Source organism: Actinoplanes sp. NPDC004185, assembly GCF_053603475.1.
In genome coordinates this window covers 1-24553 of the sequence record NZ_JBSGFR010000034.1, presented here as the reverse complement: position 1 = coordinate 24553, position 24553 = coordinate 1, and the positions used below count along the sequence as shown (strand labels likewise).

Below are 24553 nucleotides of genomic sequence, written 5' to 3'. Positions count from 1 at the left end.
AGGTACGCGCACTCAGGGTCCGGGCGGCCGCCGCGACGAGGATCGACGGCGTGACCTCGTACCCGTGCCCGTCGTGCCGTACCCCGGCCGACCTGACCTCCGGCTGCCCCAGCTGCGGCCGCGGCCCGGACCCCGACGCCGCCGAGGTGATCCGCCTCGACGCGGAGATCCCGGTGCTCACCGCCCGGCTGACGGCCGCGCGCGAAGCGGTCGCGGGCGCCGACGCGGCGCTGCGCCGGGCGTGGCACCTGCGGCAGGCCGCGGTCGCGCGGATCCAGGCATCGCTGGCCCCCGTGACCCCGGCCCTCGTGCCGCTGCCGCCACGGCCTCCGCTGGCGGCACCTCGCACCAAGGAAGCCTCGACCCGGCTCGTGCAGAACGCGTTGTTCCTGCTCGGCGGCCTGCTGCTGGGCGTGGCCGCGATCGTCTTCACCGCGGTGGCCTGGTCGCAGTTCGGCGTGGGCGGCCGGGCGCTGCTGCTGACGGGCTTCACCGTCGCGGCCCTGGCGGCGCCGCTCGCCGCGCTGCGCCGCGGCCTCACCGCGACGGCGGAGACCTTCGCGGCGGTGGGCCTGCTGCTGGTGCTGCTCGACGGGTACGCGGCCTGGTACGTCAACCTGTTCGGCGTCGCGGACTACTCGGCCCTGGGGTACGCGGGCGCGGTCTGCGCGGTGACAGCCGCCGTGGCTGCCGGGTACGAGCACGTGACCGGACTGATCGGACCCCGCTTCGGGGCGCTGCTGGTGGCTCAGCCGGTGCTGCCGCTGCTGGTCGCGCCGTTCCACCCGGACGCCATCGGCTGGGCGTACACGCTGGTGGCGGTGGCCGGGGTGAACCTGGCAGTGGTGCAGTTGCGGCGTTCCGGGCTGACCGCGCTGGGGGTCACGGCGTACGCGCTCGGGGGCGGGGCGGCGATCGTGGGCGCGCTCGCCGCACTGACGGGGCTCTTCACCCGCTTCGCGGCCGGTGAGGTGGCACTGGCCGGCGGGGCGTTGATCGCGGCGGCGGGCGTACCCGTGGCGGCAGCCGTCCTGGCCCGGGCCCCGCGCTCGCAGTCGATCACGGGTGGCCTCATGGTGGTCGCGCTGGCCGTCGCGGCTGGGCGGTTCGCCGCGGTCGCCGGCGGCAGCTTCGCCGCGCCGGTGCTGGTCGCCGGGGTGGTCGCGGCGCTGGCCGCGTTGGTCACGGTCGTGCGGCGGCGGCTGCCGGCAGCGGTACGCCGGGGGCCGTGGATCGGTGCTCTGCTGGTGGTCGCCGGGACGGGTGTGGTGGTCGTGGGGGTCACGATCGCCGTCGCGGCCACCGGTGACGGCGACTGGCGGCTGCTCGCGGTGATCGCTCTGCTCACCGGTGGGTTGACTGTGCTGGTGCCGCGGGGGATGCAGGCGCATGCCGTGCTGGGCGGGCTGGCGCTCGCGGCTGTCGCGGCACCGGCCGGTTTCGGGTTGCCGTGGTGGACCGCGCCGGGATTCGAGCTGGTGGTGGTCGCGGCTGCGCTGGGGCTGGCGTTGCGGGTCCTTCCGCTGTGGCCTGGCGCGGTGGCGGTTGTCCTGACGACTCACGCGGTGACGGTCGCCTTTGGACGGCCGTGGGTCGCTTGCGCGACGCTCAGCGCGGTAGCCGTCATCGGGATCTCCACCGCACTGGTGGCTCGAAGGGCCGGCGTGCTCGGGGGAGTGGCGCTTGCCGTCGGCATGGTGGCTGTACCCGCGGCGGCGTGGAGCGGCGCGGCTGCGTTGTCGCTGTCCGACCCGGTGCAGAGCCGGGTGGCGCTGGGCGCGGCGGCCCTGCTGGTCGGTGCGCTGCTGGTCATCGGTCGCGGGTACCGGCCCTATGCCCTGGCGGCGGCGCTGCTGGGTGTCGTGTCCGCGCCGGTCTGGGCGCTTGCCACCGGTGACTCCCCGGCGATCTATGCGGCCACCGCGTTGGTGCTGGTCGCGCTGACCTTCTCGCGAACCGTCCCGGCCGGTCTGGCTGCTCTTCCGCTCGGGATCGCGCTGGTGCTGGCGACCGCGCCGAGCCTGTCCGCTGTGCTGCTGCAGCCCTACGAGTGGCTGGGCCAGGTGTGGAGCGGACGTCCGGACGGCACCGGCGTCGGTGCGGTGGCCCGGGCCGACGTCGGTGCGCTGGGGGTGCTCGCCGTGGCAGTGGTGATCGCGGTGCAGGGCGCTCGGGGGCGCCGGGCTGCTGTGTGGGCCGTGGCGCCGGTGCTGGCGGTCATCGCTCCCATGGGTCTCGCCGCGGCCGGGGTTCCGTGGCCCGGTGTGCCGGCGGAGAGCCTGGTTGTCGGACTCGCCGGGCTGCTCGCGGTGGCGTTGCTGCGCCCGGGGATGCGGGCGGCCGGGCCGGCGGTGACGGGTGCCGCGCTGGCCGGTGCCGGGCTCGCCGGTGCGCTGGCGACGCGCGGTGCGACGCTGGCCGCGCTGGGATTGACGCTGGTTGCCGGGGCAGTGGCGGGTGTTGCCGGCCGCGCCCTCGCTGCTCGGCTGGCCGGCTGGCTGACCGGCGCCGGTGCGGCGGTGGCGTTCGCCTGGACGGTGGGCCGGGCGGCTGAGCTCTCCCCGGCGACCAGCGCCTTGGTCGTGCTCGGCGCGGCCGCGGTGATCCTGGCCGTGGGCGCGACGCTCACCGGGCGCCGGGCCGATGCGGGTCGGGCGGTCGAGGGGCTGGCGGTGGAGGTGGCGGCCCACGCGGGGGCCTTGGTGGCGCTGCTGCTGACCGACGGCTCGATCCGGCACGCCGCCGCGGTGTGCACGTTCTGGGGGCTGGCGCTCGGGGTGCGGGCGTTGTGCCCGGGTGCGGCCGCGCCGGTCCGGCGGGGACACGTGCTCGCCGCGGCGGTCGCGGAGCTGGGTGGCTGGTGGCTGCTGCTCGCCTCGGAAGAGGTCGCGACGGTGGAGGCGTACACGGTGCCGGCGGCCGCGGTGGCGCTGCTGGCCGGCTGGCTGGCGCGGCGCTCGCGCCCGGGGCTGTCCAGCTGGGTGACCTACGGCCCGGCGCTGGCAGCGGCACTGTTGCCGACGCTGGCCTCCGCGCTGGCGGACGAGGGTCAGCCCCTGCGCCGGTTGCTGCTCGGCCTGGGCGCGCTCGCGGTGCTGCTGGCCGGCGCCCATCGCCGGCTGCGGGCGCCGGTGGTGGCGGGCGGCACTGTGCTGGCCGTGGTGGCACTGCACGAGGTGGTGCTGGTCTGGGACCTGCTGCCGCGGTGGATTCCGCTGGCGGCGGCCGGGCTGCTGCTGGTCGGGCTGGCCATGACGCTGGAACGACGCCGCCGGGACCTGGCCCGGGTCCGATCCGCCCTGGGCCGGATGGGCTGAGCGGAACCCCCGGCGGCTGGCGAGAATCCGGTGGAACGCGGCCGTCAGAGCCCTGTCGGCCGCACCAGCCGTGTTCCTACGGTGGCACATGCTTCGTTACGTCATCCCCGTGGTCGTGGCGCTCGTCTGGGCCGGGGTCTTCTCGTTCGTGCCGGAACCCCACCGCCTCAGGATCAACGCGGTCCTCGTGGGCGGGGCCGGGGCCGCCTACATCAGCGGCGGGAGCTTCGGCCTGGGCGAGCTCGGCTTCGCCGCCCTGATGAGTGTGGTCGCCTACCTGGGCCTGCGGTCGTGGACCTTCGTCGGCGTCGGCTGGCTGCTGCACACCGGCTGGGACATCCTGCACCACCGCCGCGGTGCGCCGCTGATCCCGTCGCTGTCCGACTCCTCGTTCGGGTGCGCCATCTGCGATCCCGTCATCGCCCTGTGGTGCTTCACCGGTGGGCGGTCGCCCCGGGAACTGCTGCTGTGGCTGCGGGAACGTCGCCGCGGGCTCGCGCGCGACACGTACGGCCAGGGTGACAGGATCCGGTAGGGTGCGCGATCATGGGCGCAATCAAACCGTGGCATCTACTGGTCTGTCTCATCGTCGTAGTGGCAATTGTCGGCGGCCTCGTGGTCGCCGCCCGGAGAGGCCGGCGCTGACAGCCCCGGCTCAGTCACGAGCGCGGGCCGGGTCCGGCGGCTCCCGTCATTGATCGGTCAGGGGCCCTGCGACTCCCAGGATCAGCGGGGAACTCCCGGCCGCCGGGAGTCCGGGGGAGTCTCCAGGTAGAAGGTTCGGCAGGCGCCGGACAGCTACCAGGAGGCCCCGGTGGAGATCACCCAGCGCACAGTTCTCATCGTCGGCGGCACCTCCGGGATCGGGCGCGGGCTCGCGCGGCGGTTCGTGGACGCCGGCAGCACGGTCATCGTCGGTGGTCGCACCCCTCAGCCGGAGGACGGGTCGGCGACGGTCCGGATCGACGTCACCGATCCGGAGTCGGTCCGGCGCGCCCGCGACGAGGTGCTGGCGGCGCACCCCGGTCTCGACGTCGTCGTCACGATGGCCGGCGTCATGCTCACCGAGGACCTGCGCGACCCGGCGCACTTCGCCGCGGCCGAGACGACGATCGCCACGAACCTGCTCGGCACCATCCGCGTGGTCGACGCCTTCACCCCGCACCTGCTGACCCGTGACGCCGCGACGATCATCACGGTGAGCTCCGGCATCGCCTTCCTGCCGTTCCCGCTCATGCCCGGCTACGGCGCGTCGAAGGCGGGCGTGCACGCTTACACCGAGTCGCTGCGGGCCCAGCTCGCGGGTACGGGCGTCGAGGTGGCCGAGCTGATCCCGCCCGCCGTCGCCACCGCCGGACAGGAGCAGGTCAACCCGGCGGCGCTGCCGCTCGACGGTTACCTCGACGAGGTCATGGCGCTGCTGGCGACGGAGCCGACACCGCCGGAGATCCTGGTCGAGGGCGTGCAGACGCACCGGTGGGCCGAGCGTGACGGCACCTACGCCGAGCTGGTGGAACGGCGGTCGCAGGCGCTGAGGTCGCTGCCCGGCCGCTGAGCACCCTCAGTCGTTGTGGACGATCGCCTCCGCGACGCGGCGCAGCTCGCCCTGGTCCGGGGTGAAGCCCGCGGCGATGTCCGGGTGCAGGCCCGCGCGGGTCTGCTCCAGCAGCTGGCCGGCCACCGTGTTCACCGGCTCGCCCGCGTAGTCGTGGCTGACCTTGTCGGTGGCGTGCTGCAGGGCGGACGTCAGCTGCTCCTCCAGCGGGCCGCGCAGCTTCTCCTCCACCGGGCTCAGCGATGCGGGGTCCAGGTGGATCTGCGGGTCATGCATGGAGTTCTCCTCGTTGTACGGTGCCGGCGCGACGCGGTTACCCAACCAGGTCGCGCCGGCAAACCTGGTATTCAGGAACGGCCGCGCTTGAGTTCGAAGAACGTGGTGCTGCGGGCCAGCGGGACCACGGCGTCCCAGATCGCCAGCGCTTCCTCCCGGCCCAGGACCTCGTCGATGATCGGTCCGTGCACGCCGCGCCCGGCGCCCTCGATCATCAGCACCGGGGAGCCGATGTCCGGGCCCGCCGAGCCGAACGCCAGCTCGTGCGACGCGCGGACCGCCTCGTCCCAGGACTCGTCGTCGAGCACGGTCTTGGGATCGGGCACGCCCGCGGCCTCGGCGGCGGCCACCACGATCTCGTCGGTGAGCGCCTCGCCCGCCTCGAACGTACGGGTGCCGAGCTCGGTGTAGAACGTGGCGATGGTGTCGTCACGGTGGTCCGCGCGCAGCGCCTCGACCAGCCGCAGCGCCCGCGCCGACGCCGCCATCATGGGCTTGTACTGGTCCGGGACGTTGTCGCCGTTGAGGATGGACAGGCTGAATGCGCGCCAGTGCAGTGTCACGTCGCGCTCCGGCGCCACGCCGACCAGCCAGCGCGAGGTGCGCCAGGTGAACGGGCATGCCGGGTCGAAGAAGTAGGTGGCCTCCATGGCTGCGATCCTAGGCCGGGCTACAGGGCGCGGCTGCGCTGGTCGATGCCGAGCGGCCCGTACGGGTAGTCCGGCGCGTGCAGGTCGCTCGCCTCGTCCAGGGCGGTGATCTCCGCCTCGTCCAGGTGCAGCTCGGCCGCCCGCAGGTTGGTCTCCAGCTGCTCGACCGTACGGGCCCCGAGGATCGTCGAGGTCACGCCGGGCCGGTCGGTGACCCAGGCCAGCGCCACCTCGGCCATCGACACGTCGCGGGCCTCGGCCACCGACTGCACCGCGTCGATGATCGTCCAGGTCCGGTCGGTGCCGCGCCGCTCCCACGCCTCCATGCCGCGGCCGGGGTCCTCGCCGAGCCGGGTCGCGCCGCTGGGCCGCTGGTCGCGGCGGTACTTGCCGCTGAGCCAGCCACCACCGAGCGGGCTCCACGGCAGCAGCCCGAGGCCGGCGTCGCGGGCGGCGGGCACGATCTCCCACTCGATCTCGCGCACCAGCAGGCTGTATTGCGGTTGCAGGGTCACCGGGGCGGCCAGGCCCAGCTCGCGGGCCAGGTGCACCGCCTTGGTGAGCTGCCAGCCGGTGAAGTTCGAGAAGCCGTAGTAGCGGATCTTGCCCTGGCGTACGAAGCTGTCCAGGGTGCGCAGGCTCTCCTCCAGCGGGGTCACCGGGTCCCAGGAGTGCGCCTGGTAGAGGTCGACGGTGTCGAGGCCGAGCCGGGTCAGCGAGGCGTCGAGCGCGCGGGTCAGGTGCCGGGCGGACAGGCCGGCGCCGTTCGGGTCGCCGGCCATCGGGAAGCGTCCCTTGGTGGCCAGCACGATCGGTTCGGTGACGTCGGCGCTGCGCGAGGCGAACCAGCGGCCGATGATCTTTTCGGACTCGCCGGCGGAGTAGACGTCGGCGGTGTCCACGAACGTGCCACCGGCCTCGGCGAACCGGTCGAGCTGGGCGTGCGACACCTCCTCGTCGGACTCGGCGCCGAAGGTCATGGTGCCCAGGCAGAGACTGGAGACGGCGCAGCCGCTGCGGCCGAGAGTGCGGTATTCCATTCCAGCAACCTACGTCGCGGCGGGCAGTTCCACCCGGAAGCGGGCGCCGGCCGGGCTGTCCACGTACCGGAGATCGCCGCCGTGTGCCGCGGCCAGGCCGCGGGCGATCGGCAGGCCCAGCCCGGCCCCGCCGGTGTCGCGGGAGCGTGACGTGTCGCCGCGGCCGAACCGTTCGAAGATCAGCGGCCGGTCGGCGGCGGGCACGCCGGGCCCGGTGTCGGCCACGTCCAGCACCACGCGCCCGCCGTCGTGCCGCACGGTGACCGTCACCGTCCCGCCCGCCGGGGTGGCGTGCCGGGCGTTGTCGAGCAGGTTGGTGACGATCTGGCCCAGCCGCACCGGATCGCCGTGCACGACCGGTGCCGGCTCGGCCGAGACGGTGAAGCTCAGCTGCGGCGCCAGCGTGCGGGCGCGGGCCGTCTCCGCCTCGGCCAGCCGGGCCAGGTCGACCGGCTCGGTGGCGAGCCGGATGCCGCCCTGGCCGAGCCGGGCCGTGGTGAGCAGGTCGTCGACCAGCCGGGCGGCGCGGCGGGTCTCGCGGATCATGGCGACCGCGACCCGTTCCCGCTCCGGGCGGTCGAGGTCCTCGCGCAGCAGCAGCTCGGCGTTCGCCTGCAGCCCGGCCATCGGGGTCCGCAGCTCGTGCGACGCGTCGGCCAGGAACGAGCGCATCCCGGCCTCGGCGGCGTTCGCGGTGGCCAGGGCCGCCTCCAGCTCGTCGAGCATCGAGTCGAACGCCGCCGCGGTGCGGCCGAGCTCGGAGTCGGTGCGCGGGTGGCCCAGCCGGCGCCCCCGGTCGCCGGCGGCGATCCGCCCGGCCAGGGCGGTCATGTCCTCCAGCGGGCGCAGCGCCGTGCGCGACAACCGGGCGGCCGCGAGCCCGGCGAGCAGCAGGGCCAGCAGCCCGCCGACGACCTCCAGGAAGACCAGCCGGCGGAGCGCGTCGGTGATCTGGGTGGTGTCCAGGCTGAGCGTGAGGACCTGGTGCCCGCTCAGCTCGGTGCGTACGAAGATGACGCTGCCGGCCGTCTCCACCGGCACCTCGGCCCGGGCGGCGGCGGGCCGCTGCCGGGCCGGGCCGCCGGCCGGGTAGCGCCGGCCCGGTGGCGCCGGGTCGGACGCCGCGGCGACACAGCCGCCGCCGTCGCGCACGCACAGCCGGGCGGTCACCCCGTCACCGCGTAGCCGGTCCACGAGCTGCTGGGCGGTGAGCTGCGGATCGAGCTGCCCGGCGAGCGCCACCCGGTCGGTCAGCCGGGTACGGGCGTCAGCGTGCAGCCGGGCGGACAGCGCGATGTCGACGGCGGTGAACAGCACCACCAGGATCACGGCGAGCAGGCCGAGCACCGCCCAGGTGACCCGGCCGCGCAGCGACAACGGCCGCAGCAGCCTCACGGGCGGACCACGTAGCCCAGGCCGCGGGCGGTGTGGATGAGCCGGGGGCCGTGCTGCTCGAGCTTGCGGCGCAGCGCGCTGACGTGCACCTCGACCAGGTTGGGGTCGTACTCGTCGTAGCCCCAGACCTGGGTGAGCAGCTGGGTCTTGGACAGGATCCGGCCGCGGTGCCCGGCCAGGTAGGCCAGCAGCTTGAACTCGGTCGCGGTGAGCTCCAGCGCCTGACCCGAACGCACCGCCAGCCGGGCGTCCTCGTCCACCACCAGGTCGCCGACCTGCACGGTGGAGGGCACCCGGCCGAGCCGGCGCAGGATCGCCCCGACCCGGGCCAGCACCTCGACGGTGGCGAAGGGCTTGACCACGTAGTCGTCGGCCCCCGCGGCGAACCCCCGGAGGCGGTCGTCGACCGCGTCGCGGGCGGTGACCATCAGCACCGCGCAGTCGCTGCGCCCGCGCAGCGCCGCGGCCAGCGCGAAGCCGTCGCGGCCGCCGGGCAGCTGCACGTCGAGCAGGGCCAGATCCGGCCGGTACGCGTCGACGACCTCCTCGAAACCGGCGCCGTCGGCCACCTCCCGCACCTCGTGCCCCGCACCGCGCAACGCCGCCGCGAGCGGTGCCCGGATCGCGTCCTCGTCCTCCACGACCAGCACTCTCGCCACCATGGCCGAAGTATCGGCAGCGCGCCTGTGCGGGGGTGAGCAGCGAGCTGAAGAACAGCTGAAGACCGCCACCGATTCAGGCCCGCTTCAGTTTCGCGGGCGACGGTGGGACGAGCACCGAAACCGACATCCAGCACTGGAGGAGCTTTGCCACCGATCCTCAGCACCCAGCGGGCCCGGCGCGTCGCCGTGGCCGTGGCCCTCGGCGGCGGTCTCGCGCTCGGCGTCGCCGGGCTGGCCCAGGCCGCGGACACGCCGGCACCGAGCGGCTCCGCGGCGCCGTCGGCGGGTACGGCGGGCCCGGGCCGCGGCGCCGGCCATGAGCACGCGCCGCACCTCGCCGGCACGGTGAAGTCGATCAGCGACACCCGGATCCTGATCACTGACCGCGACGGCTTCACCCGTCAGATCAACATCACCAGCAAGCCGGACGGGGTCGCGGTCGGCACGCGGATCCATGCCGTCGGCACGGTGAACGCGGACGGCGTCTCGCTGGACGCCACCTCGGCCATGATCGCGCCCGAACGGGACGGCAAGCAGGGTGGCGGCCCAGGACATCGTGGCCCGGGCGGACCCGGTGGTCCGGGCGGCGAACGCGGCGGTGCACCGGCCGCTCCGGGAGCGCCACCGTCGGCGGGGTCCACCGCTCCGGGCACGCCGCCGCCAGCGGGCTCCGCCGCTCCAAGCGCGCCACCGTCGGCGGGCTCCGCCGCTCCGGGCGTGCCGGCTCCGTCGTCGAGCTGAGCCCGGCGGGCGGCCTCCGCCCGGTGACATGGGTCGGTGGTCCAAGCGGAGGCTCTCGATCCGCTTGAACCACCGACATCACTATCGCTACCCCGCAGCGGCGGGACTAATCACCTGAGTGACAAGTGGCGGGATCAGTTCGGTGAGGACAGTGATGCCGTCCGCGCTGAGCACCGATTCCGGGTGGAACTGCACGCCGGCGAAACCCGGGCCGCGCAGGGCGTGCACGGTGCCGTCGGCCTCGTCGCGGGCGATCTGCACCTCGCCGTACGCGGTGCCGAGCCGGTCGTCCGGGCTGAGCGCCGTGAAGCTGGAGTAGAAGCCGACCCGGCGGACGGCACCGCACAGCGGGATGTCCCGGGCCACCCCCTGGTACGGGCTGTCCCGGCGGTGCAGCCGCAGTCCCAGGGCGGCGGAGAGCACCTGGTGGCCCAGGCACACGGCCAGCAGCGGCTGCCGGGCCGCCAGCAGCTCGGCCACCAGTGCGCGTACGCGGACCATCTTGGGCTCGTCCGAGGCGGGGTCGCCGGGGCCGGGGCCGACGACCACCAGATCCGCCGGCGGTACGACAGGGACGGTCCACGGCACCACGGTGACGGCCAGGCCCAGGGCTTTGAGCTGGTGGGCCAGCATCGCGGTGAACGTGTCCTCGTTGTCGACGATCACCGCCGTACGGCCGTCGAGGGCGGGGACGGTCAGGGCGCCCGGGCGGCGCTGGTCCAGCCAGAAGCGGGCGAGGCCGTCGTTGCGGGCCGCCAAGGCCGCCTGGATCGCCGGGTCGTCGTCGTTCGGGCGTACCGGTGGGTGTCGCAGCGAGGACGCGCCCAGCGCGGCCAGCACGCCCGCCGCCTTGGTGTGGGTCTCGGCCACCTCGCCCGCCGGTGTCGAGTGCCGGACCAGCGTGGCCCCGACCGGCACCCGCAGCCGGCCCGCCGGGGAGATCTCCGCCGTGCGGATCAGGATCGGCGCGTCCAGCGTCTGCCGGCCCTCGTCGTCGTGGCCGAGCAGGGCCAGCACGCCGGCGTAGTAGCCGCGGCCGCGGCGCTCGTGCCGGGCGATCACCCGGCAGGCGTTCTCCACCGGGCTGCCGGTGACGGTCGGGGCGAACATCGTCGCGCGCAGCACCTCGCGCACGTCCAGGGAGCCGCGGCCGGCCAGCAGATACTCGGTGTGGGTCAGGTGCGCCATCCGCTTGAGGTAGGGACCGACGACCTGACCGCCGTGCTCGGCCACCGCGGCCATCATCTTGAGCTCCTCGTCGAGGACCATGTAGAGCTCGTCGATCTCTTTGCGGTCGGAGAGGAAGTCGGTGAGCTCACGCGTGCCGTCGTGCCGGAAGGTGCCGCTGATCGGGTTCATCATGGTCAGCCCGTCGGCCACGCTGACGTGCCGTTCCGGGGTGGCGCCGACCAGCGTGCGGGTGCCGGTGTGGACCAGGAACGTCCAGTAGGCGCCCTGCTCCCGGGTGAGCAACTGGCGGAACGCCGACCGCGCGGCCTCCAGCGGGTCGCCGTCCACGTCGGCCGTGAAGACCCGGTGGATGACGAAGTTGGCGCCCTCGCCGTGGCCGATCTCGTCGCGCAGCACCTCGGCGACGATCTCGCCGTACGCCTCGTCGGAGAGGTCGAAACCGCCGTCGCGCAGCGAGACCGGCGTCGCGGGCAGCTCGGCGACCACTTCGCCGAGCGGGCGGGTGGTCCGGGTGGCGATCCGCAGGCACTCCAGCGGCGCGCCGTCGTCGACGCACGCGAAGCCGCGCTCGGCGATCTGCCGGTAGGGCACCAGCGCGAGGGTCTGTGGCCCGGGTCGGCCCGGGGTCAGCGGGATGTCGGCGAGCGTGTCGACGGTGACGACATCGCCGGTCAGCACGTCGACGTGGTCGGCGCCGTCACGGTGCAGCAGGGCGAAGGGTTGCATCGGGTCCTCGTTCCGGGCTGGGGTCGCCGCCGAGGACCGGGCCGTACGAAAAAGGCCGCCTCGTCGGAGGCGGCCGCGGTGGTGTGATCTACACGCGGGTGGGTGTGGCCGCCGGGTCGGCGGGCCACCACATGCTCAATCGCGCGTGCATGAGGGTCATCCTAGGGGCCGTCGCGGTAGCAGCGCCAGCTCCGGGCGTCACCGGCGCGCCCGAGATCCGCCCAGGCCTCGGCGCCGTAGCGCCGGCGGCAGAGTGCGTCCATGTCGACCGCGACCCCGGCCCGGCCGATCCGGGCGCAGGCCCAGGTGTCCGCGGTGGCGGTCGCGAGGCTGAACCGGCCGTGGGTGGCCCGGCAGTAGGACCCGACCAGCGGGCCCACGTCGGCGTCCGTGCCCGGGCCCAGCAGCACCGCGGCGGGAGCGCCGGGTGACACGGACGGCGACGCGGAGGAAGGTGCCGGGCTGAGCTTGGCGGCCTGCCGGACCGCCCGCAGCAGCGGGCGGGTGGCAGCGTGAACATCCCGGTTCGGTCGTCACGGTGCGTATTCGAGGCGAAGGGCTGAGCGGTCGCCGCCGTACGGGGGAGTCAGGCGGCGGCGTACGCCCGGCGTACCGCTGTGCGGGCCCACTGCATGCGGCCGAGCGCGCAGTCCGGGTGCTCGCCGAACTCCTGGGCGACCAGGGCGGCGCAGCCGCGTTCGCCGAGCCGGTCCACCGTCGCGGTCACCGCCGCCCGGATGAGCTCGGGGGTCGGCTGCTGCGAGCGCTGCAGGTCGGAGACGAACAGAGCCTCGGTACGGATGTCGTCGGGGTTCACGGAAGTCATCAGGTCCTCCTGCCGTGCGTCTCGGTCGGGTGTCGTGGTTCCAGGACACCCCGGCGGGGCTGCGAGAGCGGCTGCGCACCAGTTGCCGTGCGGTTGCGCCGAGCGGCAGTCACACCCGGTACTAACCGGATATCGTGCGATTAAGTAGCGTAAGTAGGCCGAGCGTTTCCGGGCGGCCTCGACGGGGGGAAATGGCCGTGACGGTGGTCCTGGTCGCCGACGACGACGCCGACATCCGTGACCTGGTGGCGTTCAAGCTCGAGCAGTCCGGCCTCGAGGTGATCGCGGTGGAGGACGGGCAGGCGGCTCTCGAGCAGGCCCGGGCGCACCGCCCCACCCTGGCCGTGCTGGACGTCTCGATGCCCGGGCTCTCCGGCATCGACGTGTGCCGGATGCTGCGGGCCGAGCCGGCCACCGCCGGCATGCTGATCATCATGCTCACCGCCCGGGTGCAGGAACAGGACGTCGAGGGAGGCTTCAGCGCCGGCGCCGACGACTACGTGACCAAGCCGTTCAGTCCCCGTGAGCTGGTCTCCCGGATCCAGGCACTGCTGAGCCGAGCCCGGGCCTGAGCCGGCTCCCATGCGCCGTGACCCCTCTGTCGGGCGCCTGCTGACGAGGTCGTTCGCCGTCCTGGTGGCTCTGATCGTCTGTTCCGGGCTGGCCGAGACGACCACGGTCCTGGTGCAGCATCGGGTGGTCCGCGAGCTCTCGACCCACGTGCAGCCGCTGGAGCTGGCCAACGCCCGGCTGCGGGCGGTGCTCGGCGACGCCCAGCGGGGCCTGCGCGGGTATCTGCTCACCGGCGACCCCCAGGTGCTGGACACGTATCTGGTCGCCCGCGGCGAATACACGCAGGCGAGCCTGAACCTGCTGGACCTGGCGACCGACGCCGAGGAGCCGGCCGTCGACGCCCAGCTGGTCCGGGCGGACATCTGGTGGGCCCTGGCCGAGCAGCAGCGCCGCGCACCGCCCCGCAGTGACGCCGCGGCCCATTACGTGACCGAGGGCAAGCCGCTGTTCCAGGCCTTCGTCAGTGAGAACGAGGCCTTCGACCGCGCCCTGGCCCGGCGCGTCACCACCCTGCAACGGCGCAGCTCCTGGCTGGGCGGCGTCACGGTTGTCGTGGTGATCGTGCTGACGCTGGTGGCGGCGGCGACGGCCGGGGTCGCGGCGCTGCTGACGGCCCGCCGGATCACCCGTCCGCTCAGTGGCGTGGCGTGGGTGCTCGACGAGCGTGGGGCCGGCCGGCTCGACGCCCGGGCCGACACGGGCCGCGGGCCGACCGAGATCCGGGCGGTCGCGGCCGCGGTCAACGCCATGGCCGACGAGCGCGAACGGATCCGCCTCGCCGATCGGGACGTGGCGCGCTTGCGCAGTGAGGTCCGCGAGCTCGGCTACCGCATCCGCGCGCACCTGCGGGTGCAGGACGCGATCGGCGAGGCGATCCGGGGCCTGGCCGCCACGATGAACGCCGACCACGTGCTGGTCCGGATGGCTCCGGGGCAGAGCGGCGTGCCGCAGTACGCGAGCCTCGGTGACGAGCACCTGACGGGCCCGCTCGCCGCGCTCGCCGCCTGCGACGTCGGCTGGCTCTCCGGCGGTGACGTGTGGACCACCGACGACGCGGCGCCCGCCGGGGACGTGCAGCCGCCGGAGGCCGAGATCCGGGCCTGCGCCGAGGCCGGGGCCGATGCGGTGCTGACCGTGGCGGTCAGCGTCGGCGAGGAGTGCCTGGGCGCGCTCACCCTGCTGCGCGACCACGGCCCGCCCTTCACCCCGGTCGACGTACGGCTCGTCGAGGTGGTCGCCGCCGACCTGGGCCGCGGCGTGCACCTGGCCCGCCTGTACGAGCGCGAGCAGCACCTGGTCGCCCGCCTGCAGGAGCTCGACACCGCCAAGACCGACTTCATGTCCACCGTCTCGCACGAGCTGCGCACCCCGCTGACCAGCATCTCCGGCTACGTCGAGCTGTTGCTGGACGCCGAGGCCGGCGAGCTGAACCCGCCCCAGGCCAAGATGCTGAACGTGATCGGCCGCAACACCCGGCGGTTGCGCGACCTGATCGAGGAGATGCTCATCCTCTCCAAGATCGAGTCCGGGGCGTTCTCCACCTCGCGGGAGCCGGTCGATCTGGTCGCGCTGGTCGAGCACGCGGTCGAGGTGATCGCGCCGGCGGCGGCCAAGGCGGAGGTCGCCCTGCACACCGACGTGCGGGGCCCGCTCCCGCTGCACGCCGACCCCGATCAGCTCGACCGGGTCCTGATGAACCTGCTGGCCAACGCGGTGAAGTTCACCCCCGGCGGGGGAGAGGTGCGGGTGACGGCCCGCCGCGAGGGGGCCGAGATCGTCCTGGTGGTCGCCGACACCGGCATGGGCATCCCGGCCGGGGAGCAGAAGGCGCTGTTCGCCCGCTTCTTCCGGGCCAGCAACGCGGTCCGGCAGGCGGTTCCCGGCACCGGCCTGGGCCTGGCCATCGTGAGCACGGTGGTGGACAACCACGACGGCCGGATCGAGGTGGAGTCGACCGAGGGGACCGGTACGACCTTCACCATCCGGCTCCCCGCCGCCTGAGGCCTCCGCGTCCGCGCCGGACAGGGATAGCCTGTCGGCCATGCGCACACTCGAGGGCCTGCGCGGCGCCGCGCTGGTGACCGTCGGCGGGTCCGTCGTCGTGCAGTCCGCCGGCCCGCCCGTCACGCTCACGACCCGCTTCCCGGTCGCCTCGATCGGCAAGCAGTTCGCCGCGGTCGCCGCGCTGCTGCTGGCCGAGCGCGGCCGGCTCGCCCTGGACCGGCCGGTCGCGCGCTGGCTGCCCGGCAGCCCGCCCTGGTGGCGTGAGGTGACCCTGCACCACCTGCTGACCCACACCTCCGGTCTGCCGCACTGGGGCGCCGAGCCCGGGTTCGACGTGGGCGCGGCGATGGCGATCGCCGACCGGCTGGGGCTGATCCCGCAGGGGACGCCCGCGAGCCGGCCGGGCCTGCGCTGGCTCTACAGCAGCCCGGGTTACCTGCTGGTGGCGTCCATCGTCGAGCAGGCGGCGCAGCAGCCGTACGGCGACTTCCTCGCCGAGCAGGTGTTCGCGCCGCTGGGGATGACGGCGACCACGATCGGCCGGCCCGGCAGAGACGCGGTGGCGGCGGAGACCCTGCCCCCGATGGCGGGCACCAGCGACGTGTGGTCGACGGTCGGCGACCTGAGCCGCTACCAGGAGCAGCTGCACGCCGGTGCGCTGCTGGGCTTCGAGTCGCACGCGGTGCTGACCGGCCCGCTCGCCCCCACGGCCGAGGAGCCGCGCCCGGGGCGTTCCTTCTTCGCCGGCCACTACGGCTACGGCCTTTTCGTCGGCACGGTCGGCGGCCACCGGGCCTGGTTCCACCCGGGTGACCTCCCGGGTTTCGTGTCCTTCGCGGCCTGGCTGCCGGAGCGGCGGGCGAGCGTGGTGCTGCTGAGCGACGACGAGCACGCCGACGTGCACGCGGTGACCCGGCTGCTGCTGACCGCCGCTGCGTTATCGTAAGCGCTCACCTACTGCAGCGAGGTCGGGCGGATGCCGTCGAGAAGGACCGGCGAGCAGCCGCGCCGCCGCGGTAAGCCCACGTCCAGCGACGTGGCGGCGGCCGCGGGGGTGTCGCGTTCGGCGGTGTCCTTCGCCTTCAACAACCCGCAGCGCATCTCCACCGCGACCCGCGAGCGGATCCTCGCGGCGGCGCAGGAGCTCGGCTACGCCCCCGACACGCTGGCCCGGATGCTGCAGTCCGGTGCCACCCAGTCGCTCGGGGTGCTGCTGCCGCAGCGGCTGGCCCGGATCCTGGAGAACCCGTACTACGCCCGGTTCCTGATGGGCGTCGGGCAGGTGTGCGACCAGGAGGGCTACACGCTGCTGCTGACCCCGCCGCTGCAGGACTCCGTGCTCAAGGCGATCCCGTACGCGGCGGTCGACGGCTTCATCGTCTGCGGGCTGGAGACCGACCGCGGTGAGGTCGCCGAGCTGGTCCGCCGCGACATCCCGTTCGTGCTGATCGACAGCGACCGGTACGAGAACGCGCCCAGTGTGGACGTCGACGACCACGGCGGCGCCCGCGAGGTCACCCGCTACCTGCTGGAGCTGGGCCACCGGCGGCTCGCTGTGGTCTCGATGGACCCGGGCCCGGACCGGGCGGTGCGCGGCTACCGGGGGCCGCTGGCCCGGCGGATGGCCGGCATCACCGAGGCGCTGGCCGAGGCCGGGCTGAGCCTGGCCGACATCGAGCTGGCCGAGGTGCCGGTGACCCGGACGGACGGCTACCGCGCGACCCGGGCGCTGATGACCGGTCCGCAGCCGCCGACGGCGATCCTGGCTCTGTCCGACGTGTTGGCCTACGGGGCGGTGGACGCCCTGCAGGAGCTGGGCGTCGACGTGCCCGGTGAGGTGTCGGTGACCGGCTTCGACGACCTGGCCGAGTCGGCCTGGTTCCGGCCCCGGCTGACCACGGTCCGCCAGCCCATCGTGACCAAGGGCCGCACCGCGGCGAACTTCCTCATCTCGGCGATCCGCGGCGAGGACCAGCACCCGCACCAGTCGCTGGGCACCTCGCTGATCGTGCGCGACTCCACGGCGAAACCGGCCTGACCGGGCCCCGTCGGAATCTCGGTCGCAAGCTATGTAACACGAGTTAGTAACCTGCTAGCGTCAGCCGCCATGACCGATCAACTGACCGCATACCCCACGGCTGAGCGCGACGGCGCCGCCACAACCGCGCCCACCTCCTGGTGGCGGGGCGCGGTCATCTACCAGATCTACCCGCGCAGCTTCGCCGACTCCGACGGCGACGGCATCGGCGACCTGCCAGGCATCCGCAGCCGCCTGCCGTACCTGCGTGACCTGGGCGTCGACGCCGTCTGGCTGTCGCCGTTCTACGCCTCGCCGCAGGCCGACGCCGGCTACGACGTGGCCGACTACCGCACGGTCGACCCGATGTTCGGCACCCTGGCCGACGCCCGCGCCCTGATCGGCGACGCCCACGACCTCGGCCTGCGGGTCATCGTCGACCTGGTCCCCAACCACTCGTCGGACCAGCACGAGTGGTTCCGCCGGGCCGTCGCCGAGGGCCCCGGCTCCCCGATGCGCGCCCGCTACCACTTCCGCCCCGGCCGCGGCGCCGGCGGCGAGCTGCCGCCCAACGACTGGCCGTCCATCTTCGGCGGCCCGGCCTGGACCCGCACCACCGACCCGGACGGCACCCCGGGCGACTGGTACCTGCACCTGTTCGCGCCGCAGCAGCCCGACTTCAACTGGGACCACCCGGCGGTGGCCGACGAGTTCCGCACCATCCTGCGCTTCTGGCTGGACCTGGGCGTCGACGGCTTCCGCATCGACGTGGCCCACGGCCTGGTCAAGGCCGCGGGCCTGCCCGACCTGGGCACCCGCACCGAATGGCACCTGCTCGACGTGGGCGTCAGCCCCTGCTTCGACCGCGACGGCGTGCACGACATCTACCGCAGCTGGCGCCGGATCCTCGACGAGTACCCGGGCGAGCGGATCGCGGTGGCCGAGGCCTGGGCGCCCACCCTGGACCGGGTCGCCAACTACGTCCGCCCCGACGAACTGCACCAGGCGTTCAACTTCAGCTACCTGGGCACCGCCTGGGACGTCGCCACCCAGCGGCGGGTCATCGACGAGTCCCTCGAGGCCATGCGCCGGGTCGGGGCCCCGGCCACCTGGACCCTGTCCAACCACGACGTGGTGCGCCACACCAGCCGGCTGCTGCAGGCCGGCGAGGGCGACGTGGCGGGACGCCGGCCGGCCGAGGTGGACCCGGTGGCGGGCCTGCGACGGGCCCGGGCGGCCACCCTGCTGCTGCTGGCGCTGCCCGGCTCGGCGTACCTGTATCAGGGCGAGGAGCTCGGCCTGCCGGAAGTGATCGACCTGCCGCCGGAGGTCCGCCAGGACCCGGCGTTCCACCGCGCGACCGGCCAGGACGGCTACCGCGACGGCTGCCGCGTCCCGATCCCTTGGGCGGGTGAGCAGGCGCCCTACGGCTTCGGTCCGGAGGGCGGCGCCAGCTGGCTGCCGCAGCCGGCCGGCTGGGCCCGGCTGAGCGTGGCGGCCCAGCAGGGCGACCCGGCGTCCACCCTGGAGCTGTACCGGGCCGCGCTGGCGTTGCGCCGGTCCGAGCCGGCGCTGGGCGCGGCGGACAACCTGCGCTGGTGCGATGGGCCGGACGGCCTGCTGGTCTTCGAACGCGGAGACTCTCTTCGGTGCACGGTCAACATGACCGCGGCGCCGATCCGCATCCCGCGGCCCGGTCAGGCCCTGCTGACCAGCGGACCGGTGGACCTGTCGGGCGCGGAGGCGGAAATTCCGGCGGACACGACCGTCTGGTGGGTGCCAGGATCGCCGGATGGAGCACGTTGAGCGGGTCGTCGAGCTGATCACCGAGGTCGCCGGGGCGGAGCTGGCCGGTGCGTACCTGCACGGCTCGGCCGTCCTCGGCGGCCTGCGGCCGGCCAGTGACGTCGACATCCTCGCGGTCACCCGCCGCTCGCTGACCGAGGACCAGCGGCGGGCCCTGATCGCCGGCCTGCTGCCGATCTCCGGTTCCGCGGTGGGGGCCCGGCCGATGGAGCTCACCGTCGTGGTCCAGGCCGCGGTACGCCCGTGGCGCTACCCACCGACCGGCGACTTCCTGTACGGCGAATGGCTGCGCGCCGACTACGAGGCCGGCCTGATCCCCGCGCCCGAACCGATGCCCGGCCTGGCGCTGGAGGCCGCGGTGGCCCTGGCCGGGAACCGTACGCTGGCCGGGCCCCCACCGGCGCGGGTGCTCGACCCCGTGCCCACCGAGCTGCTGCTCCGGGCCGGCGTGGACGGCATCCCCGGACTGCTCGCCGACCTGGCCGAGGACACCCGCAACGTGCTGCTGACCTTCGCCCGCATCTGGACCACGCTGAGCACCGGCACGATCGTCGCCAAGGACACGGCGGCGGACTGGGCGCTCGCCCGCCTGCCCCCGGAGCACCGGCCGGTGCTCGAGCACGCCCGTGACCTCTACCGCACCACCAGCTACGCCGACGAAACCTGGAGCGACGAGCTGAAGGCCCAGGTCGGGCCGCACGTCGACGCGGTCCTGGCCCAGCTCGGCCGGCTGGTCACGGACGGACTCAATCGCGCAGCCAGGTGAAGGTGTACTGCTTGCCCTGCCCGCCCCGCAGCCAGAATTCGACGGGGATGTACGCGGCGATGCCCAGGAAGCCCGCCTTGTGAAATTCCAGGTGCACCTCGTTGCCGTCGAGCATCCACGGCTCCACCCGGAACGTGGCCTGGTGGGTGAGATCTTTGGTCTCGATCCGCCCCAGCAGTTGAGCGTTCGGGTCGGTCAGCGCCGCCGCGTACTCGCTCAGGCCCCGCGGCTCGGTGCGCCTCGCCAGGAACTGCACGTTGGTCACGAACTGCAGCGGGTCCTGCCCGGGTGGAACGCGCACCGCGTACACCGTGATCGACTTCCACCACGTGATCGTGTTGGGCGTCTGCAGCACGATGGTGAGCCGGTCGCGGTCCACGGTCGACGTCTCGACGAGCCGGATGGCCGCGCCCGGTTCGTCGACCAGCATGGTGTCGACCACCGGATCGCCCCAGTCCCCGAACCGGTCCGCGACGGCCGGCCCGGCCGGTTCCGTCGCCGAGTCGCCGAAGGGATCGCTCGGGTCGTAGTCCAGCTCGCCGCCCGGGTCGCCGGGATCGGGCAGATCCGGAATCCCGGCCGGCACGAGCGGTGCCACCATGGTGGTGCGGCGCTCGCCGAGCCGCTGTTCGATCGTGGACCGGCCGGCGGCGTAGGCGCGCTCGTCGAGCGTGAGGTCGCCATAGCGGGTCCAGAACCGGGTGCTGCCGGGCAGCGGCTCCGCCACCAGGCTTCTGAGGTGTTCCGGGGCCTGCAGGACGCACTGCGCCAGGCGCAGCCGCACAGTGCCGTCCTCGGCGTCGGCGATCACGACCTGGAAATTGCCCAGCGCGCCGGAGAGGCAGGCCGCCTCGAAAGTGGTTTGCGCGCCCGGGTCGAGGCTCAGTGCTGACAGGACGTCCTGCACCCGTCGACGAGCGAAGTCCCCCGCGTACTCCGTGAAGAGGTCCAGCACGGGGGCGGCGTACGAGAACGGTCCTGCCGCCTGCCACTGCCGGGCCTTGGAGTCGTTGCCACGGACATAGCCGATCTGTTCGAGGACAGTGCCGAACTCGTCGTACCACTGCGACCACCGGCTGGGCCGGTCGGCGCGGGCCGACGCGGCGAGCTGACCGAAGAGCAGACTGTGCACGACGTCCAGGCGCTGCCGGCCGGACAGCGCCGCGCCGAAGGCGATCACGGCGCCGCCGGTCACGGCGCCTGCGGACGACTCGTCCAGCGGGACGCCGGCCTGCGCCGGCGTCTCGCCGAGATCGATCGCCCGCAACCGGCTGGCGGGCAGTGTCATCGCAGCGACGCCCATCCGGCGGCGTCGCCGAATCCGCTCAGTCCGCCGGGCTGCGGCTGAGGCTCCTCGGCCAGGGGAATGGTCCGGACGTAATCCGTGATGTGCCCGACCACCCGCGTCATGATGGTGTCGCGAATCTGCCCGAAAACGTTCTGATTGAGCGCACACAGATTGCGGTTGATGGCCACCTTGGTGTTCGGCCCGCCCCGGAACGAGAACCAGAGCACCTTGGTGACCGATTCGGTGGACTTGAACACGAAAGAACCGAGCGACATCATCACCACGCCGCCGGGCGACACCGTGCACGGCTCGATCATGAAATTGCCGTTGTTCACGGTGTGCGAGTTGCGTTCGAAGATGACCAGGGCGCCACTGTCGTCACGCAGTTCCTTGACCGCGTCGATGGACTGCTGCAACGTGGCCCGGGCATCCTCGGTCAACACCGCGGCGAGCATCTTGAGCACGACCTCGTCCATCGTGAACCGCGCCTGCGACGATTCGAAGCGCCGGAACTGGCTGTTCTGGTGTACGAAGCCGATGTTGCCCAGCACGTCGGCGTAATAGTTCGACCAGTTGAACGGGTCCTCCGTCCTGTTGTAACGCGCGTTGGCCGCCAGTTGCGCGAACAGCGTCGCCAGCAGCACGTCGTCCTTCTGCTGACCGTTGAGACCGTCGACGAACGACGCGACGGTGTTGCCGTCCACCGCACCGGTCGCCGGCTGCGGCTGGGCCGGATCCAATGTGTCCCAGGGATCCTCGGTGCCCTCCAGCCCGGCGGCGAGCCCACGCAGGCCGGTCTCGGCGGCCACGCTGTTGGGGATCAGCTGGAAGCCGGGAATCTTGCCGCTCGCCGGCGGAAGCTGCAGCGACTCGACGTATCTTGCGGCCATCTCCGCCCGGTACCCGGTGAACTCCGGGTTGGCGTTCTGTTCCTGCACGGCCCGCAGTGGATCGGTGACGCCCGGGCCGGTGGTCTGCTCCAGCGTGTCGCGCTGGCGCTGGGCGACGGTCGTCGACGGCCGGCGGGTGGCCCACGACGGGCCGGATCGGGCGGTGGTCGAGGCGGTACGGCTGCCGTTGCCGCCCCGGGTCGTGATCGACATGGCTGTCTCCTCAGGCTTCAGGGTTCCAGTAGGACGAAGTCGCGCAGCGGTGGCCCGTAGACCAGCTGGGCGCCGGTCCGGTCCACCTCGGTGATGGCGAGCTCACGGGAGCCCACCCCGCCGCAGAAGTAGTGCATGACCGACTTCGGGTCGTAGGCGGTGAGGTCGACGGTGCCGCTCGTCGACTCGTCGGGGCAGACCGCCGGGGCGGCGGAGCGGATGTGCTCGTGCCGGAATCCGAGCGTGTGCCCCAGTTCGTGGCGCAGCACGCCGACCTGGTCGAACGACGTCCCGTAGTACGACGGGTCGATCAGGACCCGCCAGCGCGACTTCTCGTCGGTGGGGAAGAACGCGGCGGCGATGAACGCTCCGCTGGCGTCGATGTGGCGGACCGGGAAGACGACCCCTTCCGGGCGTAGCGACGTGCTGGTGTCGAACTCCTGCAGGTAGCGGAACTCGATCCCGCACACGTCCATCCACTGCTGGGCGGCCAGCTGCATGTTCTGCGCGGCGATCTCGTACTTCTGCTGGTCGGGGAAGGTCTCCCGCAGTACGCAGAAAGTGAGGATCACTCCCGGCGCCCACCGCACGATCTGCCCCTCCTGGGCGATCGCCACCAGCGCGCTCGTCCCGGCGCCGGGCGTGACCGGCGCGTCGCTGAACTCGGTCCGGTTCATCAAGGCGCTCTGGGCGCGGCGCAACCGCTGGTCCAGCGCGTAGATGTCGACCTGGTCGCGGTCCAGCAGCAAGTCACCCTCGGCGAGCTGGTACTCCTCGCCGTCGATCACGACCTGATTGCGCTTGATCTCCTCGTGGCCCGAGGCCGCCGGCTCGTCCACCGCCGATGCCTCGAAGCCGGTCGTCGCGGCGCGGCGGGTCGCGTACCGCCCGCCGCCCTCGGTGGCCTCGGGGAGCGGGGAGTCACGCCTGGTCCGGCTGCTGCGGGTCGCCGGCGTCTTCGTTTCCCGGGTTGCCATGATTTCCTCCTTCGCGGTCGGCCCACTCACGGCGGAGCTGACTCTCGTCGACAAGCCGATCGCCGTGAATGACGAAGAGTTGTTCACCGTCCACGACGAGAACACGCAGCGAATCCCGCCAGCGGGCGAACTCCATTTCCTCGCGCGTCATGTCCCCTCCCGCGCGAGTAATCGCCGGGCCGGTGGCCGCGGTGATCCGAATGGGAACGGAAAAGTCCTGGCCTCTGTTCTACGCCCGACCGAGGATGGCCGTCAATCAGGCGTGAAGGCGGGAACGAAGACCATCTTTCATTCTGCGGAAAATGATTCCGGGGAGGGCCGGGGGCCATTTTCCAGAATGCATCGAGGCCGCGACGGTCAGACATATTCCGGGTGCGGACTCCGCGCGCCGATCAAAGATTGTGGCGGCCCCGGCCGGCTGGGACGGCTACTACCGCGGCGCTGCCGCCGGCCGGACAGACCGGGCGGCACACCCGGGCCTTCGTCCTGGCCCGGTGGAGCGTGCAGCGACACCGCGGCCTTCACCATGTAGCGCCCGCAGATCAACGGCGCGCGGGCTTCTACGCCAGCTCCCGCCACCTGCTGAAGGTCGGCGACCCCGCGGACCCGGACGTCTTCCTCACCGACGGCAACCGGTACGACTACTCCCACCGGCCGACCCGCGGCGTCCTGTTCGGCAACCCGCTCGCCGCCACCCGCGGAATCTCGTCACCGACCGGGCCTTCGCGGTGTCGAGAGGTAGTAGTGCCACAGCAGCTTCGCCGCGATCGCGCGCCACGGACGCCACGCCTCGGCGATCTCCAGCAGCTGCTCGGGGGTCGGGCGGGCCGGCAGGTTCCACAGCTCAGCGACCGCCTGCGCCACAGCGATGTCGTGGGCCGGCCACGCGTCCGGCCGGCCCAGGGCCATCAGCCGGTAGATCGTCGCCGTCCAGGGGCCGATGCCCGGGATCGTGCGCAGGGCCGCGTCGACCTGCTCGTCGGTCTGCCCGGCGAGGGCGTCGAGGTCGAGGGAGCCGTCCAGCACGGCGGTGGCCAGTGCCCGGGCGTAATGGGTCTTCTGCCGGCTGAAGCCGATCGTCAGCAGGCGGGCGTCGTCCAGGAGCAGGAATCCGCCCGGCGTGAGGGGCTCGACGACCGCGCGGAGCCGGTCGTAGGCCGCCTGGGCCGAGGCCAGCGACACCTGCTGCTCCAGCACGATCCGCAGCAGCGTGCTGAAGCCGGGCTCGCGTTCCCACGCCGGCGGCGGCCCGAAGCGCTCGACGATGCCGGCGAAGGCGGGCTCGCGCCGGCCGAGCTCGGCGAGCCCGAGGGTGGTGGCCGGGGCCGTCACTCCGGGGACTGGCCGGTGGCGCCCTCGGTCGCGCCGGGCTTGTTGGCGCCGGTCGAATTGATGCCGGAGTTGCTGCTGCCGTGGGCCGGCGTGGTCGCGGTGGGCGCCTGGTCGGTGATGAAGTCGCCGGTCTCCTGACTGCCGGTGATGTGCTGGTCGGTGCTGGCGGCGTTGGTGACGACGCGGTCCTCGCTGCTCATGGGTTCCTCTCGGTGGTCGCTGCGGTGCCTCGCCCCGGGTAGTACCCCGTCAGACCCGGGTGACTCGCGAACCGGCCGGGGGGCGCCGCGGGGGGGGGGGGGGCGGGA

At 73.3% G+C, this 24553-nt stretch carries 24 protein-coding genes; 10 read left to right on the top strand and 14 right to left on the bottom strand.

The genetic code is table 11. The annotated features are described in order from the left end of the window. Positions 1-50 precede the first annotated feature (50 nt). The 3 genes from ACWEOZ_RS30095 (at position 51) to ACWEOZ_RS30085 (ending at position 4872) form a co-directional block, all read left to right on the top strand. Complete coding sequence (locus ACWEOZ_RS30095) at positions 51-3317, top strand: SCO7613 C-terminal domain-containing membrane protein (RefSeq protein ID WP_451914030.1); 3267 nt, start codon at positions 51-53, stop codon at positions 3315-3317. An 88-nt stretch (positions 3318-3405) separates the two neighbouring features. Beyond that, positions 3406-3852 (top strand): DUF6010 family protein, encoded by a 447-nt coding sequence (locus ACWEOZ_RS30090; RefSeq protein ID WP_451914029.1) that lies wholly within the window; start codon positions 3406-3408, stop codon positions 3850-3852. Between the two features lie 279 nt (positions 3853-4131). Further along, a complete protein-coding gene (locus tag ACWEOZ_RS30085; protein ID WP_451914028.1) occupies positions 4132-4872 on the top strand; it encodes an SDR family oxidoreductase in 741 nt (246 codons plus the stop codon). A gap of 6 nt (positions 4873-4878) precedes the next feature. Here ACWEOZ_RS30085 and ACWEOZ_RS30080 read toward each other — a convergent pair whose 3' ends face one another. The 5 genes from ACWEOZ_RS30080 to ACWEOZ_RS30060 form a co-directional block, all read right to left on the bottom strand. Further along, positions 4879-5148 (bottom strand): hypothetical protein, encoded by a 270-nt coding sequence (locus ACWEOZ_RS30080; RefSeq protein ID WP_451914027.1) that lies wholly within the window; start codon positions 5146-5148, stop codon positions 4879-4881. 71 nt (positions 5149-5219) lie between these two features. After that, positions 5220-5798, bottom strand: a complete 579-nt coding sequence (locus tag ACWEOZ_RS30075; protein WP_451914026.1) for a DsbA family protein — start codon at positions 5796-5798, stop codon at positions 5220-5222. A gap of 20 nt (positions 5799-5818) precedes the next feature. After that, a complete protein-coding gene (locus ACWEOZ_RS30070; protein ID WP_451914025.1) occupies positions 5819-6838 on the bottom strand; it encodes an aldo/keto reductase in 1020 nt (339 codons plus the stop codon). A gap of 9 nt (positions 6839-6847) precedes the next feature. Continuing rightward, positions 6848-8233 carry a sensor histidine kinase gene (locus tag ACWEOZ_RS30065; RefSeq protein ID WP_451914024.1) on the bottom strand — a complete coding sequence of 462 codons (1386 nt, stop codon included), beginning with the start codon at positions 8231-8233 and terminating at the stop codon, positions 6848-6850. Continuing rightward, on the bottom strand, positions 8230-8895 hold the full coding sequence (locus ACWEOZ_RS30060; protein ID WP_433727181.1) for a winged helix-turn-helix domain-containing protein: 666 nt from the start codon (positions 8893-8895) through the stop codon (positions 8230-8232). The genes ACWEOZ_RS30065 and ACWEOZ_RS30060 overlap by 4 nt, the downstream gene beginning before the upstream one ends. 144 nt (positions 8896-9039) lie before the next feature. Between ACWEOZ_RS30060 and ACWEOZ_RS30055 the strand changes: the two genes are divergently transcribed. Further along, positions 9040-9636, top strand: coding sequence for a hypothetical protein (locus tag ACWEOZ_RS30055; RefSeq protein WP_451914023.1), 597 nt, complete (start codon positions 9040-9042; stop codon positions 9634-9636). Positions 9637-9723: 87 nt separating this feature from the next. Here the strand turns inward: ACWEOZ_RS30055 and ACWEOZ_RS30050 are convergent, their stop codons facing one another. The 3 genes from ACWEOZ_RS30050 to ACWEOZ_RS30040 all read right to left on the bottom strand — a co-directional run bounded on the left by ACWEOZ_RS30050 (position 9724) and on the right by ACWEOZ_RS30040 (position 12379). Continuing rightward, entirely contained in the window at positions 9724-11553 is a 1830-nt protein-coding gene (locus ACWEOZ_RS30050) for an anthranilate synthase family protein (protein WP_451914022.1), read from the bottom strand. 161 nt (positions 11554-11714) lie between these two features. Next, entirely contained in the window at positions 11715-11987 is a 273-nt protein-coding gene (locus ACWEOZ_RS30045; RefSeq protein ID WP_451914021.1) for a hypothetical protein, read from the bottom strand. A gap of 152 nt (positions 11988-12139) precedes the next feature. Then, positions 12140-12379 (bottom strand): hypothetical protein, encoded by a 240-nt coding sequence (locus ACWEOZ_RS30040; protein WP_451914020.1) that lies wholly within the window; start codon positions 12377-12379, stop codon positions 12140-12142. 197 nt (positions 12380-12576) lie between these two features. Between ACWEOZ_RS30040 and ACWEOZ_RS30035 the strand changes: the two genes are divergently transcribed. The 6 genes from ACWEOZ_RS30035 to ACWEOZ_RS30010 all read left to right on the top strand — a co-directional run bounded on the left by ACWEOZ_RS30035 (position 12577) and on the right by ACWEOZ_RS30010 (position 19545). Continuing rightward, a complete protein-coding gene (locus ACWEOZ_RS30035; RefSeq protein WP_433727191.1) occupies positions 12577-12951 on the top strand; it encodes a response regulator in 375 nt (124 codons plus the stop codon). A 10-nt stretch (positions 12952-12961) separates the two neighbouring features. Next, entirely contained in the window at positions 12962-14953 is a 1992-nt protein-coding gene (locus ACWEOZ_RS30030) for an ATP-binding protein (RefSeq protein ID WP_451914019.1), read from the top strand. Between the two features lie 40 nt (positions 14954-14993). Further along, positions 14994-15902, top strand: a complete 909-nt coding sequence (locus tag ACWEOZ_RS30025; protein WP_451914018.1) for a serine hydrolase domain-containing protein — start codon at positions 14994-14996, stop codon at positions 15900-15902. 30 nt (positions 15903-15932) lie between these two features. After that, positions 15933-16994 carry a LacI family DNA-binding transcriptional regulator gene (locus ACWEOZ_RS30020; protein ID WP_451914017.1) on the top strand — a complete coding sequence of 354 codons (1062 nt, stop codon included), beginning with the start codon at positions 15933-15935 and terminating at the stop codon, positions 16992-16994. A gap of 69 nt (positions 16995-17063) precedes the next feature. Beyond that, the gene (locus ACWEOZ_RS30015) at positions 17064-18779 is read left to right on the top strand and encodes a glycoside hydrolase family 13 protein (protein WP_451914016.1); all 1716 of its coding nucleotides are present in this window, start codon (positions 17064-17066) and stop codon (positions 18777-18779) included. Next, positions 18766-19545, top strand: a complete 780-nt coding sequence (locus ACWEOZ_RS30010; protein WP_451914015.1) for an aminoglycoside adenylyltransferase domain-containing protein — start codon at positions 18766-18768, stop codon at positions 19543-19545. Before ACWEOZ_RS30015 ends, ACWEOZ_RS30010 begins: the two co-directional genes overlap by 14 nt. On the opposite strand, the gene ACWEOZ_RS30005 is transcribed toward ACWEOZ_RS30010, so the two are convergent. The 6 genes from ACWEOZ_RS30005 to ACWEOZ_RS29980 form a co-directional block, all read right to left on the bottom strand. Beyond that, a complete protein-coding gene (locus tag ACWEOZ_RS30005; RefSeq protein WP_451914014.1) occupies positions 19526-20833 on the bottom strand; it encodes a hypothetical protein in 1308 nt (435 codons plus the stop codon). The genes ACWEOZ_RS30010 and ACWEOZ_RS30005 overlap by 20 nt on opposite strands. Beyond that, positions 20830-21936: a hypothetical protein gene (locus ACWEOZ_RS30000; RefSeq protein ID WP_451914013.1), complete on the bottom strand. Its 1107-nt coding sequence runs from the start codon at positions 21934-21936 to the stop codon at positions 20830-20832. The genes ACWEOZ_RS30005 and ACWEOZ_RS30000 overlap by 4 nt, the downstream gene beginning before the upstream one ends. Before the next feature lie 17 nt (positions 21937-21953). After that, positions 21954-22913 carry a matrixin family metalloprotease gene (locus ACWEOZ_RS29995; protein ID WP_451914012.1) on the bottom strand — a complete coding sequence of 320 codons (960 nt, stop codon included), beginning with the start codon at positions 22911-22913 and terminating at the stop codon, positions 21954-21956. After that, a complete protein-coding gene (locus ACWEOZ_RS29990; RefSeq protein WP_451914011.1) occupies positions 22858-23064 on the bottom strand; it encodes a hypothetical protein in 207 nt (68 codons plus the stop codon). The genes ACWEOZ_RS29995 and ACWEOZ_RS29990 overlap by 56 nt, the downstream gene beginning before the upstream one ends. Before the next feature lie 557 nt (positions 23065-23621). Continuing rightward, positions 23622-24245, bottom strand: coding sequence for a DNA-3-methyladenine glycosylase family protein (locus ACWEOZ_RS29985; RefSeq protein WP_451914010.1), 624 nt, complete (start codon positions 24243-24245; stop codon positions 23622-23624). Next, positions 24242-24445, bottom strand: a complete 204-nt coding sequence (locus tag ACWEOZ_RS29980; RefSeq protein ID WP_451914009.1) for a hypothetical protein — start codon at positions 24443-24445, stop codon at positions 24242-24244. The genes ACWEOZ_RS29985 and ACWEOZ_RS29980 overlap by 4 nt, the downstream gene beginning before the upstream one ends. Positions 24446-24553: the final 108 nt, after the last annotated feature.